Source organism: Streptomyces sp. NPDC107575 (assembly GCF_055657265.1).
Genome location: NZ_JBVKBG010000002.1, coordinates 373,611 through 389,016, shown reverse-complemented (window position 1 = coordinate 389,016; position 15,406 = coordinate 373,611). Strand labels below are relative to the sequence as shown.

13 protein-coding genes are annotated in these 15,406 nt (G+C 72.4%); 6 read left to right on the top strand and 7 right to left on the bottom strand.

Annotated features, from left to right (window positions below; translation table 11 throughout):
• Positions 1-58 precede the first annotated feature (58 nt).
• From ACZ7L4_RS08470 to ACZ7L4_RS08460, 3 genes are all read left to right on the top strand, one after another.
• Entirely contained in the window at positions 59-1,978 is a 1,920-nt protein-coding gene (locus ACZ7L4_RS08470; RefSeq protein WP_472101960.1) for a potassium channel family protein, read from the top strand.
• Between the two features lie 120 nt (positions 1,979-2,098).
• A complete protein-coding gene (locus ACZ7L4_RS08465) occupies positions 2,099-2,539 on the top strand; it encodes a DUF6325 family protein (RefSeq protein ID WP_385762046.1) in 441 nt (146 codons plus the stop codon).
• 46 nt (positions 2,540-2,585) lie between these two features.
• Positions 2,586-2,882 (top strand): SHOCT domain-containing protein, encoded by a 297-nt coding sequence (locus tag ACZ7L4_RS08460; protein ID WP_472100866.1) that lies wholly within the window; start codon positions 2,586-2,588, stop codon positions 2,880-2,882.
• 146 nt (positions 2,883-3,028) lie between these two features.
• Here the strand turns inward: ACZ7L4_RS08460 and ACZ7L4_RS08455 are convergent, their stop codons facing one another.
• From ACZ7L4_RS08455 to ACZ7L4_RS08435, 5 genes are all read right to left on the bottom strand, one after another.
• On the bottom strand, positions 3,029-4,744 hold the full coding sequence (locus ACZ7L4_RS08455) for an aldehyde dehydrogenase family protein (protein WP_472100864.1): 1,716 nt from the start codon (positions 4,742-4,744) through the stop codon (positions 3,029-3,031).
• A 118-nt stretch (positions 4,745-4,862) separates the two neighbouring features.
• Positions 4,863-6,161 carry an MFS transporter gene (locus ACZ7L4_RS08450; protein WP_472100863.1) on the bottom strand — a complete coding sequence of 433 codons (1,299 nt, stop codon included), beginning with the start codon at positions 6,159-6,161 and terminating at the stop codon, positions 4,863-4,865.
• Positions 6,158-7,093, bottom strand: coding sequence for a TauD/TfdA dioxygenase family protein (locus ACZ7L4_RS08445; RefSeq protein ID WP_472100861.1), 936 nt, complete (start codon positions 7,091-7,093; stop codon positions 6,158-6,160). Before ACZ7L4_RS08445 ends, ACZ7L4_RS08450 begins: the two co-directional genes overlap by 4 nt.
• Before the next feature lie 207 nt (positions 7,094-7,300).
• Positions 7,301-7,903 (bottom strand): TetR/AcrR family transcriptional regulator, encoded by a 603-nt coding sequence (locus ACZ7L4_RS08440; protein ID WP_472100859.1) that lies wholly within the window; start codon positions 7,901-7,903, stop codon positions 7,301-7,303.
• Between the two features lie 24 nt (positions 7,904-7,927).
• Positions 7,928-9,445 (bottom strand): class I adenylate-forming enzyme family protein, encoded by a 1,518-nt coding sequence (locus ACZ7L4_RS08435; protein WP_472100857.1) that lies wholly within the window; start codon positions 9,443-9,445, stop codon positions 7,928-7,930.
• 74 nt (positions 9,446-9,519) lie between these two features.
• Between ACZ7L4_RS08435 and ACZ7L4_RS08430 the strand changes: the two genes are divergently transcribed.
• Positions 9,520-10,131, top strand: coding sequence for a TetR/AcrR family transcriptional regulator (locus ACZ7L4_RS08430; protein WP_472100855.1), 612 nt, complete (start codon positions 9,520-9,522; stop codon positions 10,129-10,131).
• 35 nt (positions 10,132-10,166) lie between these two features.
• Positions 10,167-11,804, top strand: coding sequence for an acyl-CoA dehydrogenase family protein (locus ACZ7L4_RS08425; RefSeq protein ID WP_472100853.1), 1,638 nt, complete (start codon positions 10,167-10,169; stop codon positions 11,802-11,804).
• Between the two features lie 379 nt (positions 11,805-12,183).
• Here ACZ7L4_RS08425 and ACZ7L4_RS08420 read toward each other — a convergent pair whose 3' ends face one another.
• Together ACZ7L4_RS08420 and ACZ7L4_RS08415 are read right to left on the bottom strand one after the other, a co-directional pair.
• Entirely contained in the window at positions 12,184-13,203 is a 1,020-nt protein-coding gene (locus ACZ7L4_RS08420; protein WP_472100851.1) for a DUF389 domain-containing protein, read from the bottom strand.
• 26 nt (positions 13,204-13,229) lie between these two features.
• A complete protein-coding gene (locus ACZ7L4_RS08415) occupies positions 13,230-14,546 on the bottom strand; it encodes a hypothetical protein (protein WP_472101958.1) in 1,317 nt (438 codons plus the stop codon).
• Between the two features lie 232 nt (positions 14,547-14,778).
• On the opposite strand from ACZ7L4_RS08415, the gene ACZ7L4_RS08410 reads away from it, so the two are divergent.
• On the top strand, positions 14,779-15,303 hold the full coding sequence (locus ACZ7L4_RS08410; RefSeq protein WP_450817955.1) for a DUF6069 family protein: 525 nt from the start codon (positions 14,779-14,781) through the stop codon (positions 15,301-15,303).
• Positions 15,304-15,406: the final 103 nt, after the last annotated feature.

Below are 15,406 nucleotides of genomic sequence, written 5' to 3'. Positions count from 1 at the left end.
CCAGCCCCAGCAGACCGAAGAGCCCGAGCCGCTCCAACAGACGCCCCTGCCCCGCCACATGGTGGTGTGCGGCGACGACGCGTTGGCCGAGCGGCTCGGCACCGAACTGCGCGAGCTGTACCGCGCCCAGGTCACCATCGTCGTACCGTCGACGCGCACCGCGGGCGAACCCGCGCAGGGCGGCGGCCGGATGCGGGCCGCCGCGCTGCTGAGCCGGGTGCAGGCCGCGATGGGCCGGCTCGCGCCGTCCGACGACGACTCGCTCGCCGGTCAGGCGCCGCGCGTCATGGAGGCGGCGGTGCTCAGCGAGGACGCTTTGACGGAGGCGGGCGTGGCGCGGGCGGACGCGCTGGCCCTGGTGCACGACGACGACGAGACCAACATCCGCGCCGCGCTCGCGGCCCGCCGCCTCAATCCCCGCCTGCGTCTCGTGATCCGGCTCTTCGACCGCAAGCTCGGCCAGCATCTGGCCCAACTCCTCGACCAGGCAGCCGCGTTGGCGCGGCCGGAGCTCATCGGGGAGGGCCTCGACACCTCCACCACGATCCTGTCCGACGCCGACACGGCCGCGCCCGCGCTCGCCGCGACCGCCGTGGCGGGCACCGGAAAGGTGGTGCAGGCCGACGGGCTGCTGTTGCGCGCGGTGGAGCGCGCCCCGCGCGGCCGTGGCCGGGCCCCCGACACCCCCGGCCTGTGCACGCTCGCCATCCTCTCGTCGTCGAACAACGACCCGTCGGACACGGAGGGTTCGGACACCTCGGGCCAGGAGGAGCCGGTACTGCTGCCGGACGACCGGGAGATCGCCGCGGCGGTCGGCCGCGGCAGCGTCGTCCTCGACACCGTCACACCGTCGGAGCCCTCGCTGCCGCCGCGGCGCCTCGCCGCGCGGGCGCTGCCGCTCGGCTCGCTGTTCTCGCGGCGCGTGCGCTGGTCGCTGGCGGTGCTCGTGGTGTGCGTGCTCGGTCTCGCGCTCGCCACCTGGGCGACGACCGAGTCGAATCCGTGGCGGGCCGGCTATCTCACCATGCTCGACCTGTTCGCCATCGACGAGCCGGCGATCGGCGAGCCCGCGGCCCGGCAGATCATCCAACTCCTCACCGGCTTCGCCGGCTTGCTGCTGCTCCCGGTGCTGATGGCCGCGGTCCTTGAGGCGATGGGCACCTTCCGCACCGCCTCCGCGCTGCGCCGCCCGCCGCGCGGCCTGTCCGGGCACGTCGTGCTGCTCGGGCTCGGCAAGATCGGCACCCGCGTCCTCGCGCGGCTGCACGAACTCGGCGTCCCCGTCGTGTGCGTGGAGGAGAACCCGGAGGCCCGCGGCATCCCGCTCGCCCGCCGCCTGCGCGTGCCGACCGTCATCGGCGACGTACGCGACGAGGGCGTCCTGGAGGCCGCCAAGGTGAGCCGCTCGCGCGCCTTCCTCGCCCTCACCAGCCTCGACACCACGAACCTCGAGGCCGCCCTGTACGCCCGCTCGGTCAAGCCCGACCTCCAGGTGAGCCTGCGCCTGTACGACGACGCCTTCGCCACCGCCGTCTACCGCACGCTGCGCGCCGCCCATCCGCTCGCCCTCACCCGCAGCCGCAGCGTCACGACCCTCGCGGCGCCCGCCTTCGCGGGGGCGATGATGGGCCGCCAGGTGCTGGGCGCGATCCCGGTCGAGCGGCGTGTGCTGCTGTTCGCCGCGCTGGACGTCGCGGGCCACCCGCACCTGGAGGGGCGTACGGTCGCCGCGTCGTTCCGGGCCGGTGCCTGGCGGGTGCTGGCCGTCGACTCCACCGCGCCCGGCGAGCGGCGCACCGACCCGGGGACGGCCCCGGAGGAGGACGAGTCGACGCCCGAGCCCGGCCCCGTCTGGCAGCTGGACCCCGGCTACGTGCTGCGGCCCACCGACCGGGTCGTCCTCGCCGCCACCCGCCAGGGCCTCGCCGAACTCCTGGGCACGCAGTCCCCGCAGCCCGCGTACGTGTCCCGTCGCTGAGCCGACGGGCCTTACGGCCCGGGCCGCCGCGCTCGCCCTCGCTGTACCCTCGCCCTAGTATCCGTTTCATCTGTTTCATCCGTTTAGTCCGGATAAGCAACCTAGGGAAGGTGCTCGCTCGTGGCCAGTGGCCTCAACGCCGACACCGTGGGCCCGGTGGATGTCGCCGTGCTCGCCTTCGACGGCAACCGGTTCAGCGGCGATGTCGCTCCCGCGCTGCGTGACCTGCAGAAGGACGGGACCGTACGGATCCTCGACCTGTGCTTCATCCGCAAGGCGGCAGACGGGTCCGTCGATGTCGTCGAGCTCGGCGACCCCGAGGTGACCGAGCTGTTCCAGCAGGTGGCCGACGTGCGCTTCGACCTGCTCAGCGACGAGGACCTGAAGACGGTCTCCGACAACCTTCCGGCCTCGTCCTCCGCGCTCGTCCTGGCCTGGGAGAACACCTGGGCCGCCCGCCTCGGCACGGCCGTGCGCGACTCGAACGGACAGGTGCTGATGCTCGAGCGGATCCCGCGAGAGACCGTCGACGAGGCCATCGAAGCCCTCGCCACGGCCTGACGACACATCGACACATCGACGCAAGAGAACGAAGAGGACGGTCAGCATGCCGCAACGATTCGGACGGCCCGGACTCCTTGGCACCATCGCCCGCACGGCGGTCATCTCCGGCACCGCGTCCGCGGTCTCGGGGCGGGTGAACCGCAGGATGGCCGATCGTGACATGCGGCGCCAGATGGAGGCGGAGGCGGCGTACCAGGCGCCGATGGCTCAGCCCGCGCCGGTTGCCTCCGGCGGGGGTGACCGGGTTTCGCAGCTTCAGGCGCTTGCCGAGTTGAAGGCGCAGGGGTTGCTCACGGATGAGGAATTCGCGCGCGAGAAGGCGCGTGTGCTGGGTGGGTGAGTGTCACCGGCCGGCCCACCGCCCCACACGGTGAGCCGGCCGGAGTCTTTGTTGCGGTCGAGCGTCCGCAGGTCACGGGGCTCCGCCCCGGACCCCGCGCCTCAATCGCCGGCGGGGCTTGATTTACCCACCCGCAGCTTGATGGGTCAGCCCCGCAGCGCCGACGCGAAGATGGACGGGAGCTTTGCTGCCGAGGGGGCCGTCGTGTAGTTCGTGAGGCGCTTCATCGTGGTCAGGCCCGTGCGGTTCGTGACGTAGAACGGCGGGCGCGGGGAGAGCGAGGGCGAGCCGGTGAACAGGCCGCGCGGGGACGGGGCGAACGGGGCGCGCACCACCGTCTTCTCGATGTCCTCCAGCATGAACGCGTTGTGCACGAACCCGATGCCGCTGCCGATGTCCTTCCGGGTGTTGCCGGGGAAGGCGCCCCACGGGGTGTAGCCGAGCAGGAAGCCGAAGGCCGACCAGACGTTGACGCCCAGCGTGCCGTAGCGCAGCGCGGCGATGGCGTCGGCGACCGCGCCGGAGTGGGCGCGCTCCGTCTTCGGGTGGACGAGGAGGGTGGCACCGAGGGTGCCGGGGAGCTTGTCGTTGGCGAACTCCGTGGCCGCGGCCAGGAAGTGCGGCGCGTCGGCGCCCGGGAGGCGGATCACGCCGAGCGTGCTCGCGAACACCTCGTCCGTGATCAGGACGTCGTCCATGCCCTCGATCTCCGGGACGAGGACGCGGCAGGAGTCGTCGATGCCGAGCTTCTCGGCGGCCGGGTGGGCGTCCGTGACCTTGGCGACGCGGTCGGCGGCGCCCGGGTAGTAGTCGGGGCGGGGCGGCAGCTCGCGCAGGACCTTGCGGATCTCGGCGAGGAGCTTCTCCGTGCCGTCCCAGTCGCGGGGGACCACGAGGACCTGCGTGGCGATGCAGTTGTGGCCGGAGTTGTTGAGCTTGCTCGTCACGATGTGCTCGGCCTGGAAGCGGAGGTCCGCGTCGCTCCACGGGCCCGGCGTCACGATGCAGGGGCTGACGCCGCCGAGCTCGCTCGTGAACGGCTTCTCGTTGAGCGGCGTGTCCGCCGCGCGGCGCTGCTCGGCCTGCTCGTCGGTGCCCCACACGATCGCGTCGTGGGTGCGCTCGCTGCCGGTGACGTGGATGGTGTCGATGTCCTCGTGCCCGGTGAGGTACGCGCCCTCGGCGGCGCCGCCGTCGACGAAGCGGACCCAGCCGCGGTCCACGTACTCGGCGAAGACCTTCTCGAAGTGCGGGCGCAGATAGGCGTTGACGGGGTTCATCTTGGCGATGACGACCTCGCCCTCCGCGTACAGCTTCTGGAGGATGTCGAGCGGGGTGATCGACGCGACGTTGCCCGCGCCGAGCACCAGGGAGACGGCCGGCTCACCGGGGCGGCCCCGGTACTCCCCCGCCGCGCGGGCCAGGACCTGCTCGCGGGTGGTGCCGGGCAGCGTCCACACCTGCGCGGTGAAGCCGTTGAGCAGCAGCCGGTCGGAGGCCAGGGTGGGGAACACGTCGACGACGGTGCGGCCCTCGTGGCTGCGCACCGACTTGGGGTCGAGCGGCTCCTTGCCCGCGGCGAGGCGGCGCAGGACGTGCAGGTACGCGGTGATGGTCTGGGCGAGGGCCCAGGGCGCGGTGATCCAGTCCTCGGCGGCCCACTCGGAGGTCTCGGCGTAGCCCTTGGCCGCGGACGCGTCGGCGACCATCGCGGCGCCGCCCTCGGCGATCCGCGGGAGCGTCCGCTCCAGGAGCGCGATGCGCTCCTCCAGCGGGGTCGCGGTCCAGGACGGGGCGTGCTCGCGCAGGTCGCGGACGGCCTGGTCCAGCGGTGAGGTGTCGAGTGCTGCTGCGGCGCTCACGGTCAACTCCTTGGGAACGCGGGTGGGGGTGAAGAGGGCTGAGAAAGTGGGGGTGTTCGTCCGAGGATCATGTCATCCAGGGGTAACCACCGGTAAGGGCAGGCTGCGTGACGGATGCTCAGCCCGTCAACCGGGCGCGGTCGCGCTCCGGGTCGATCAGGGCGAAGGCGAGGACGGCGCCGATCGCGACGAGGACTCCCGTCACGAGCACGGCGTGCTGGTAGCCGGCGTCGCCCTGCGCGTCGACGAGGGCGCCGACGACGGCGGGCGCGAGCAGTCCGGACACCGTGACGAGGGCGTTCATGAGGCCGAGCGCGCCGCCGCTGCGGGCGGCGGGGGCGAGTTCGGCGACGGTGGTCGCGGCCACGGTGGCGTACGAGCCGCTGAAGCCGAAGCCGAGGGCGACGAGCACGGTCTGCGCGGGCACCGAGTCGACGAACGGCGTCAGGAGGCAGCAGACGGCGCCGATCGCGAGCATGAATCCGCCGACCCAGCCGCGGGCCTTCCGACTGACGACGCCGCGCCGCATGAGCCGCCCGGTGAGGGCGGCCTGCCCGAGCAGCACGACGGCGCCGACGGCCCAGGGCAGGACGACCAGCCTGCCCGCGGTGGCCGCCGAGTAGTCCAGCGCGTTGCGCAGATAGGACGGCATCCACACCAGCATCAGGGCCACGGACCAGTAGCTCATGAAGTACGCGAGGGTGGTCCCGATCCACGTACGGCTGGCGAAGATCTTCCGGTACGGGACCCTGGACGCGCCGTCGTCGGCGGCCTTCGTGGTCGTCGTCGCGCGGGCCCGCGGGCTGTCCGCGCCGAACAGCGACCACAGCACGGCCCACACCACGCCGATCCCGGCGAGCACCCACAGGGCCGAGCGCCAGCCGTGGTTCTGGATCACCCAGGACAGGCTCGGCGCGGAGATGATCACGCCGAGCGTGATGCCGATGGTGATCAGCGCGCCGGGCAGGTTCCGCTTGTCGTTGGGGAACCAGGAGAGCGTGGCCTGCTGGGCGACGGGGAAGGCCGGGCCCTCCGCGGCGCCCAGGAAGATCCGCGAGCCGATGAGCACGGCGAGCCCTCCGCCGATGGCCGCCGGCACCTGCGCCACGGACCACAGCACGGCCATCACCAGGAGCAGCAGCTTCGGCGACACCCGGTCCGCCGCCATCCCCACGACGATCGCGGCGACGGAGAAGAGCAGGAAGAACGCGCTGTTGGCGAGCCCGAACTGGGTGGCGCTCAGGTGCAGATCGGCGCGGATCTCGTCGGCGGCGAGGCCGAGCACGGACTTGTCCGCGAAGTTGACCATCATGAAGACCACGAGGAGCGCGGTCACCGTCCAGGCGCGGGCACTGCTGCCTCGGGTGCCCCCGACGTCCCCAGCGGGCTGCTGGGGCAGGGTCGGTGCCGCGGTCACGAGAGCGGTACGCCGGCGATGGCGATGCGCTCCATCACGCGCTTGGCCGGGAAGTAGTCGTTGACCGCGTAGTGCTGCACGGCGATGTTGTCCCAGATGGCGATCGAGTCCGGCTCCCAGTGGAAGCGGATCTGGAACTCGGGGATGCGCGCCTGGAGCACGAGGATGTCGAGGAGCTCGCGGTTCTCCTCCTCGGACAGGCCCTTGATGTACCGGGTGAACGGCTCGTTCACGTACAGGGTCCTGCGGCCGCTGCGCGGGTGGCGCACGACGACGGGGTGCTCGACCTGCGGCCAGTCGGCGCGGAAGGCGGCCTTCTGCTCGTCGTTCATGAGCGCGCCCCAGCTGGCCTCCCAGTCGTGGACCGCGGTGAGGTTCTCGATCCGCTCCTTGAGGTCGTCGGGGAGGTTGTCGTACGCGGCGCCCATGTCGCACCACATGGTGTCGCCGCCCGCGGCGGGCACCTCGACGGCGCGCAGCACGGCGCCGAGCGAGGGGTTGACCATGAACGAGTGGTCGCTGTGCCAGATGTTCTTGTTGCCGGCGGCCTTGGCGTCCTTGGCGAGCCGGGACAGGCCCACGGTCCCGGTCTTCGGGAAGAACGGGTTGGGCTCCGGCTCGCCCCAGACGGCCGAGAGTGCGAGGTGGTTCTCGGGGTTGAAGCCGGTCTGCCCCCTGAAGAAGATCACCTTCCACTCCAGGAGCGCCGCGCGCAGCTCGTCGGCGAGCTCCTCGGTGATCGGCTTCGTCAGATCGACGCCGTTGAGCACGGCCCCGAAGTGCGGGGTGAGCGGCTCGACCTCGAAGAGCTTGTAGGCCACCTGCTCCGCGCCCGGCGCGAGCCGGTCCAGGACGCGGCGCCCGTAGCGCATCAGGGGCTTGTCCAGCACCGGCTTGGGGTTCTCGACGGGGGCCGTCGCGACGTCGTGCATGGGGGGTCCTCCCTACAGCGAACGCTATTACGTAACCGGCAGTATCGATATTGGATCGCGGCGGGGCAAGGGGTCAGGGGTGATGGATTTCAGGAAAGTTCCACGGGGGTCGCGGGAGGCCGTCCGGGCAGCACAAAAGCCGCACCGGGCACCAACTCGCCCGGCACGTACGGGAGATGACCGAGGGTCAGCGGACGGTCACACCCCTCACGGGCGGACGTCGACCGCCCTGCCGATCAGTTCCACCACGGAGTCGACCAGCTCCTTCTCCGGCACCCGCTGCTCGGCGACGAGCCGGAAGACCAGCGACGAGGCGATGAGGGTCGTGACGTCGACGATCGGCACGTCGGGCCGTACGTCGCCGCGCGCGATGCCGCGCTCCAGCAGGTGCCGCGTCTCGCTCGTCACCCGCGTCACGTACGCCTGGAAGGCCTCGCGCCCCGCGCCCGCCTCCGCCGCGGCGGCGATCACCCCGGCGAGCAGCCGGCCGACGCCGGGCTGCCGGTAGGCGCGGACGCGCTCCATGAGGACCGCGCGCAGTTCGGCCCGGAAGTCGCCCATGTCGGGCACCGTGAGCGCCCCGACGCGGGACTCGGCCGCGGCGATGATCAGGTCCTGCTTGGTGGGCCAGCGCCGGTACATGGCCGGTTTGCTCACGCCCGCGCGGGTCGCCACGGCGTCCATGGTCAGCGCGCCCATGCCCTCCTCCGCCACCAGCTCCACGACGGCCTCGAGCACGGCCCTGGTGACGTGCTCCTGGCGCGGCCGGCCCGGCCCCCTGCGCGCTTGCTGTACCTGCTCATCGGCCATGCCGAGACCCTACAGCGGGGCCCCTCAGGCCAGTTCGGCCCGCAGCACATGCTTGGTGATCTTGCCCGAGGGCGTGCGCGGCAGGGCGTCGCGCAGGATTAGCTCGCGCGGCACCTTGTAGCGGGCGATCCGCTCCTCCAGCCACGCGCGCATCCCGGCGAGGTCGAGCCCCGCACCCTCGCGCGGCACGACGAAGGCCACCACCGTCTCGCCCCACTGCGGGTGCGGGCGGCCGACGACGGCGACGTCGAGTACGTCCGGGTGGCCCCGCAGCGCGCCCTCGACCTCCTGCGACGCGACGTTCTCGCCGCCGGTGATGATCACGTCCTTCATGCGGTCGACGAGCGTGACATAGCCGTCCTCGTCGATCCGTCCCAGGTCGCCGCTGCGGTACCAGTCACCGGCGAACACCTCGGCGGTGGCCGCCTCGTCGTCCAGATAGCCGAGCATCCGGGTGTCCGTGCGCAGCCAGATCTCGCCGCTCTCGCCGGCCTCCGCGTCGCTCCCGTCGGGGCGTACGACGCGCAGGTCCACGCCCGGCATGCCGCCGCGCCCGATCGCGCCCGCCTTGTCCGCGTGCTCGGCCGCGGTGAGCGAGGCGCCCGCGGGCCCGGTCTCGCTCATCCCGTACACCTGCTGGAAGTTCTCGGTGCCGTACGCCTTCATCAGGCGGCGCACGGTGTCCGCGTCGAGCGGGCCCGCGCCGTAGAGCCAGGCGCGGACGGACGACACGTCGTAATCGGCGAAGTCGGGGACGGCCTGGGTCGGGGCGATGAGCGCGATGGGCGCGCCGAAGAGGGCGGTGATCCGCTCGCGCTGGACGGTCTCCAGCATGCCGCGGGGCTCGTACTCGCGCTGCAGCACCACCGTGCCGCCCGCGAAGAGGGTGCCGAGCGTCATGTTGTTGAGCGGCGCCGCGTGCCAGATCGGCATGCAGATCAGGAAGCGCTCGTCGCCGCGCATCGACATCGTCGCCGCGGAGTACGCGGCGGTCAGGGCGGCGGTGCGGTGCGAGTGGACGCAGCCCTTGGGCGTGCCCGAGGTGCCGGACGTGTAGAGGATCTCCGCCACGTCGCTGTCCGGGCGGTCCTCGCCGGTCCATGGCGCGGCGGCGGCGAGGAGCGCCTCGAAGGAGTCCGTCGGCAGCGCGCCGGCCGGGGCGTCCGGGTGGCTGGTCAGCCAGCGCACGCCCGGGTCCGCGGCGGTCGCCCGCTCGCCGATCTCCGCGTCGACGAGGGCGGCGCGCGCCCCGCAGTGCTTCAGCTGGCGCGCGACCTCGCCGGTCTGGAACTTGTGGTTGAACGGTACGAGGGTCGCGCCCAGGTGCCACGCACCGAAGGCGGCGAAGACGAACGCCGGGGTGTTGTGCGTCATCACGGCGAGCCGGTCGCCGGGGCGCAGGCCCGCGTCGTGCAGCACGGTGGCGGCGCGGCGCGCGGCGGCACCGAACTCCCGGTAGTTCCACCGCTGTTCGCGGTAGACGACGGCTTCCTTCGTACTGCCCGAGCGAACAGCGCTGTCCAGCAGGGCACTGAGATGCATCACGTTCTCCTGACGGCCTCGCCGGCGGGAAACCGACCATGGCGGGAAACTCTGAATGATGGTTCACTGCTTGCATGGCCTACCGCAAGACCCCAGCCGAAATTCGCCGCCTCGAAGCGGCCCGCGAACACCTGGTCGCCTGCGCCACCTCCGTCGTCGCCGAGGTGGGCTGGGCGCAGGCGTCCGTGACGGCGGTCGCCGACGCGGCCGGGATCGCGGCGGGCTCGGTCTACCAGCACTTTCCGTCGAAGGCGGCGCTCGCGGTCGAGGTGTTCCGGCGCGCTGCCGCGCGGGAGGTGACGGTGATCGGCGAGGTGCTGCACGGCGACGGCGACCCGGTGCTCCGCCTGCGGCGCGGCGTCGAGGTGTTCGCCCGGCGTGCCCTGGAGAACCGGGGCCTCGCGCACGCCCTGCTCGTCGCCCCCGCCGATCCCAAGGTCGGCGCCGAGCGCATCGACTACCGGCGTCGGTACCACACCCTGTTCGCCGAGGTCGTGCACGAGGGCATGGCGGCGGGCCTGCTGCCGAAGCAGAACGGTGAGATCACCGCGGCCGCGCTCACCGGCGCCATCGGCGAGGTGCTCGCCGACCCGCTCGCCGCCCACGACGAGGCGGCCGGCGGCGAACTGATCACCGAACTCACCGCCATGGCGCTGCGCTGCGCGGGCGCGCCGGCCACTGCCTGACCCGCACTCACCCGGACCCATTGGAGGAGCCCCTGATGCACTCGAATCCCTCGGTGACACACGAAGTCACCAACCAGGCACCGCCGTTGACCGGGCACGACGCGGCCGACGACCCGGTGCTCCTGGAGGGCGTCCGCCGCGAGGGCGCCGAGTGGCACATCGACGAGCTGCACCGGTTCGGCCGCTACGTCGGCAGCGAGGAGGCCCGCCTCTGGGCCGACCAGGCCAACCGGTACGAGCCCGAGCTGCGCACCCACGACCGCTACGGCAACCGCGTCGACGAGGTCGACTTCCACCCCTCGTACCACTCGCTGATGAGCGCGACGGTGGCCGCGGGCGCGGCGGGTTCCGCATGGGCGGACGAACGCCCCGGCGCGCACGTGGCCCGCGCGGGCACCTTCATGGTCGCCACGATGCTGGAGCAGGGGCACATGTGCCCGGTCTCCATGACGTACGCGGTGGTACCCGCGCTGCGCCGGGCGCCCGAACTCGCCAAGGTCTACGAGCCGTTGCTCACCAGCACCGTCTACGATCCCGGGCTCCGCGCCCCCGCCGACAAGCGCGGGCTGCTCGCCGGGATGGGCATGACGGAGAAGCAGGGCGGCACGGACGTGCGCGCGAACACGACGGCCGCGGTGGAGCAGTCGGACGGTACGTGGCGGCTGCGCGGGCACAAGTGGTTCACGTCGGCGCCGATGAACGACGTGTTCCTGGTGCTCGCCCAGGCGCCGGGCGGGCTGAGCTGCTTCCTGGTTCCGCGGGTGCTGCCGGACGGCAGCCGCAATACGTTCCGTATCCAGCGGTTGAAGGACAAGCTCGGGAACCGTTCGAATGCGTCCAGTGAGCCGGAGTTCGACGACACGGTGGCGTGGCTCGTCGGGGACGAGGGCAAGGGCGTGCGCACCATCATCGACATGGTGACGATGACGCGGCTCGACTGTGTGCTGGGTTCGGCGGCGCATGTGCGGGAGTCGCTGGCGCAGGCGGCGCACCATGCGCGTCACCGGTCCGTGTTCGGGGCGAAGTTGATCGACCAGCCGTTGATGCGGAACGTCCTCGCGGACCTGGCCCTGGAGTCGGAGGCGGCGACGACGCTCGGGCTGCGGCTCGCGGGGGCCGCGGACCGTGCGCAGCGCGGGGACGCGGGTGAGCGGGCGTTTCTGCGGCTGGCCACGGCGGTCGGCAAGTACTGGGTGTGCAAGCGGCAGCCGGTGGCGGTCGCGGAGGCGCTGGAATGCCTGGGCGGCAACGGGTATGACGAGGCGTCAGGCATGCCGCGGCTCTACCGTGAGGCGCCGCTCAACGGGATCTGGGAGGGGTCCGGGAACGTCAACGCGCTCGACATGTTGCGGGCGTTGACGCGTGAGCCGGAGTCTTTGGAGGCGTTCCGGGCGGAGGTCGAGGCGGCGGCCGGGGCGGATGTCCGCCTGGACGCGGCGTGGCGCGAGCTCCAGGCCGAGCTGGGCTCGCCCGAGGATGCGCAGCTCCGTGCGCGGCGGTTGATCGAACGGGCGGCGCTGGTTCTTCAGGGCTCGCTCCTGGTGCGACACGCTCCGACTGCGGTCGCCGACGCGTTCTGCGCGACGCGCCTGGCCGGCGACTGCGGCCTCGCCTTCGGCACGGTCCCGCCTGCGGCGGACTTCGCGGCGATCCTCTCCCGGCTACCGGCCTGACCTTCGCGGCCCCGGGGTTACGGCCTCGGGGCTCTGCCCCGGCCCCCGCTGCTCAATCGCCGCAGGGGCTTGATGTGCCGAACCGGCGTTACGCTCCCGGGGCTCTGCCCCGGCCCCCGCTGCTCAATCGCCGCAGGGGCTTGAAATACCTGCCCGCACCGCCCCGCCAGGCCCCCGCCCAATATCCCACCCACCCGCCCCCTCCAGGGGCGTCGGCACCACGGGGTGCCGCAACGGTTGCGGGTGGCCGCCACCGCCTTGGGCAATCTGCCGCCTTGGGCGGCAGGGTGGGCAAGGCGGCGCACGGTGCCGCGCAACCAGGGCCAGGGGCGCCGACCCCGGCAAGAGCCCCGGCCCCCGGTGCCGCGCAGCAGGAACGTCAACCGGACCCCGTCCCCCGCACCTCACACGTCGTGCCGCCCGCCGCGCACCAGTGCGTACGCCCGCCCACCAGGTGGAGCTCAAGGTCCGCGGCGGACATGCCGTTGCGGTCGAGGGCGGTGCGCAGGGCCGTGGGGGCCGGCTGGGGCGGCAGGCCGAGGACGCCGATCACCACCACGCCCTGACGCGCCTCCACGGACGCGATCTGCCACTTCCCCGTAGCCGCCCACTTCTCCGCGACCGGCCGCGCGTCCGCCGCGAGGATCCTGTCCCGCCACACCGACACCGTGCCCGTGGTCAACGGCACCGCGATCAGCAGCAGGACCCCGACCACCGCCACCAGCGTGCGGCCGTGGAACTCCCCCACGTACCGCGCGGAGTCCTGCGCCGCGCCCCGGATCCCGTACACGAGGAAGACCACGGTCCCGGTCGCCACGATCGCGGCGACGTTCGTGGCGAACAACAGAGCCGACTCGCCCGCGTCGTGGAACCGGCCCACCGTGATCAGCAGCCCCGTGACGGCCAGCGGCGGCACCAGCGAGATGGCGATCGCGACGCCCGGCAGCGTGTCGGAGATGTCCGCGCGGACCAGCGCGAACGCGCCCACCGTGCCCGTCGCGAGCGCCGCGAGCAGGTCGATGAGGCGCGGGCTGATCCTGGACGACACCTGCGAGTTCGACGCGAAGTCGTCGGGCGGCGCCGCGATCCACCCCAGCAGCATCCCGATCGCCACGACCGCGAGCGCCCCGCCGAGGACGAGCAGCACGCACCGTACGACCTGGGAGCGGTCCGCGAGGACCAGGGCGAGCGCGCTGCCGAGGATCGGTGTCATCAGCGGGGCGACGATCATCGCGCCGATGACCGTGGCGGTCGAGTCGCCCACCACGCCCGCGCTCGCGATCACCGCCGCCAGCACGAGCAACCCCCAGAACCTCGTCGAGCTGGGGCTCTTCCACGAGCGCTCGATGAACAGGGTGTCCGTCATGCGGCCGACCGTGGCCGCGTCGACCTTTCCCATCACCCTCACCGTCCCCTGCTCCCGCCTCAGACCGCGGTCGGCGTGGGCGGGGTCCCGCCCGGCACCTCCGCCGCGTCGTCCCCACCGCCCTCCGCCGCCAGGAACTCCACCACCGCCAGCAGGAACAGCAGGCACAGCGCGATCCCGACGACCACCCACCCGGTCGGGTACGACCACAGCAGGTAGACGAGGAGCGCGCCCGCGATCAGGATCCAGACGATCCATGTCCGGTAGCGGCGCACGAACGGGCCGACCGGACCCGTGCGGAATCCGGCCCGGTCCGCGGCGAGCCGCGCTCCGTCGATGCCGGAGGTCCACAGCCCGCGCACCACGCCCGCCCGCTTCCCGCGCCCGGTGAGCCACGCGCCGAGCGCGACGACGACACCGAGCGCGACGACCATCCGGACCATGGTGAACAGGAAGTGCGTCATGGTGTCGTAGACCGCTGCCGCCGCGTCCTGCGAGACGTTCGCGGGCAGCCGGTCGAGGTAGATCACGCGGAAGACGCGCAGCCCGATGCCGAGCAGACCGCAGCTCACGGCGACCGCGAGGGCCGCGGCCACGAGCGACCTGCGGCGGCGTACGGAGACCAGCACGCCCGCGGCGACGAGGACGAGCGCGAGCACCGGCAGCCAGTTGCCCATCACCTGCAGCAGCCGCATGTACGTCTTGACCTTGCCGATGTTGTCGTTCGTGACGAGCGTGAAGTCGGTGTGGACCTCGGGGATCTTCGCGGCGACGGTGAGGCCGGAGTCGACGAGCCGCTGTTTGACCTGCTCGACGACCGGGCCGAGGTCGAGGGTGACGGTGTCGCCGCCCTCCAGCTTGACCGCCCCGCCGCCGCTGCCGGTCAGCGCCTTGTCGAGGGCGCTGTGGGCCTTGCGGTTGGTCTGCTTCCAGATGTTCTCGAAGGCATCGGAGGCGACGACGGCCTGCGCCTTGTCCTGGACGAAGCTGCGGACCGCGCCTTCGAGGGAGTCGCCCAGCTTGCCGAGGGACTTCTCCACGAGCGGCCGGTCGTCGGTGGGCACTTCGGAGAGCAGCGACTGCAGGTCGATCCGCCGCATGACGGCGTTCGTGGCGCGGTTCGCGACGGCCTTCTGGATGTCGGGGTCGGAGGCGAGCGGGCCGACGGTGTCGACATAGCGATCGGTGTCGCCGACCTGGTCCGCCGCCCAGGACGCGACGATGCCGAGCGGCGCGAGGACACAGCCGATCACGATCAGCACGACGGCGAGGAAGGACCGCCCCCGGTGGCGCCGCCGACCACTCCCGCGCTCGGCCTCCAACTCGGCCACCCGGCCCCGCAGCCGCGCGAGTTCGGCCTGCTCGGCGGGGCCCATGGGCGCCGTGTCGTCCGCCACCGTTGCCTCCTTCTCAGCGCGCGCACGCGGGCTGTTTTGAATGCAAGGGGAACCGCTGCGCCGCCGCCCGGCGAGCGGACGGCGCCAGGTGGGTGAACAGCGAGGGCACCGGCGTGCCCCGGATGGTTCGCCCGAAATGCGGGGGCGACCACGGCGAGCAAGACTGCACCGGACATCCGCCGTACCCGGAACTCGACCGGAAAGCCTCATCGTGGATCCACAGAACTCGCCCTACGGGCACCAGTCCTATGGCCAGTCCTACGGCCAGTACGGCCAGGCCGACCCCGGCTACGCACCCGAGCCACAGCCGCAGCCGCAGCCCCGCCTCGACGCCGGAAAGCTGTGGGCGGGCGGCCTGATGACCGCCGTGATCGCCGCGCTCACGGCGGTGGTCGCGCTCCTCCTCGTACGGGGTGTGCTCGACGTCCCGGTGTTCGCGCCGGAGGGCGACGGCCTGATGGGCAACGCGACCACGGGCGCGCTCGCGGGCGGCGCCGCCGTGGCGGCCCTCTGCGCGACCGTCCTCCTCCACCTGCTGATCGTGGCGACCCCGCGGCCCGAGCGCTTCTTCACCTGGATCATCGGCCTCGCGACGGCGGTCATGGTGCTGCTTCCGTTCACGACGGGCCTGACGTGGCAGGCGAAGCTCGGCACCGCGGGCGTGTATCTCGTGATCGGCATCGCCATCGGTTCGCTGCTGTCCTCCGTGGCGAGGGGCGCGGTCCGGCGCTACTGACCGGGCCCCCGAAAATGCCTGGCCCGTGCTGGGCGGGCCGCGTTATCGTCGACGTATGAACGTCATGCGCCGCAGTTTCAGCACCGCGACCGCGCGAGCGACC

Excerpts from the sequence above, each read along its gene's own strand:
- ACZ7L4_RS08445 (WP_472100861.1), bottom strand. The coding sequence starts at position 7,093 with ATGCACGACGTCGCGACGGCCCCCGTCGAGAACCCCAAGCCGGTGCTG.
- ACZ7L4_RS08420 (WP_472100851.1), bottom strand. The coding sequence starts at position 13,203 with ATGGGAAAGGTCGACGCGGCCACGGTCGGCCGCATGACGGACACCCTG.
- ACZ7L4_RS08440 (WP_472100859.1), bottom strand. The coding sequence starts at position 7,903 with ATGGCCGATGAGCAGGTACAGCAAGCGCGCAGGGGGCCGGGCCGGCCG.
- ACZ7L4_RS08425 (WP_472100853.1), top strand. The coding sequence starts at position 10,167 with ATGCACTCGAATCCCTCGGTGACACACGAAGTCACCAACCAGGCACCG.
- ACZ7L4_RS08460 (WP_472100866.1), top strand. The coding sequence starts at position 2,586 with ATGCCGCAACGATTCGGACGGCCCGGACTCCTTGGCACCATCGCCCGC.
- ACZ7L4_RS08435 (WP_472100857.1), bottom strand. The coding sequence starts at position 9,445 with ATGCATCTCAGTGCCCTGCTGGACAGCGCTGTTCGCTCGGGCAGTACG.
- ACZ7L4_RS08430 (WP_472100855.1), top strand. The coding sequence starts at position 9,520 with ATGGCCTACCGCAAGACCCCAGCCGAAATTCGCCGCCTCGAAGCGGCC.
- ACZ7L4_RS08415 (WP_472101958.1), bottom strand. The coding sequence starts at position 14,546 with ATGGGCCCCGCCGAGCAGGCCGAACTCGCGCGGCTGCGGGGCCGGGTG.
- ACZ7L4_RS08470 (WP_472101960.1), top strand. The coding sequence starts at position 59 with ATGGTGGTGTGCGGCGACGACGCGTTGGCCGAGCGGCTCGGCACCGAA.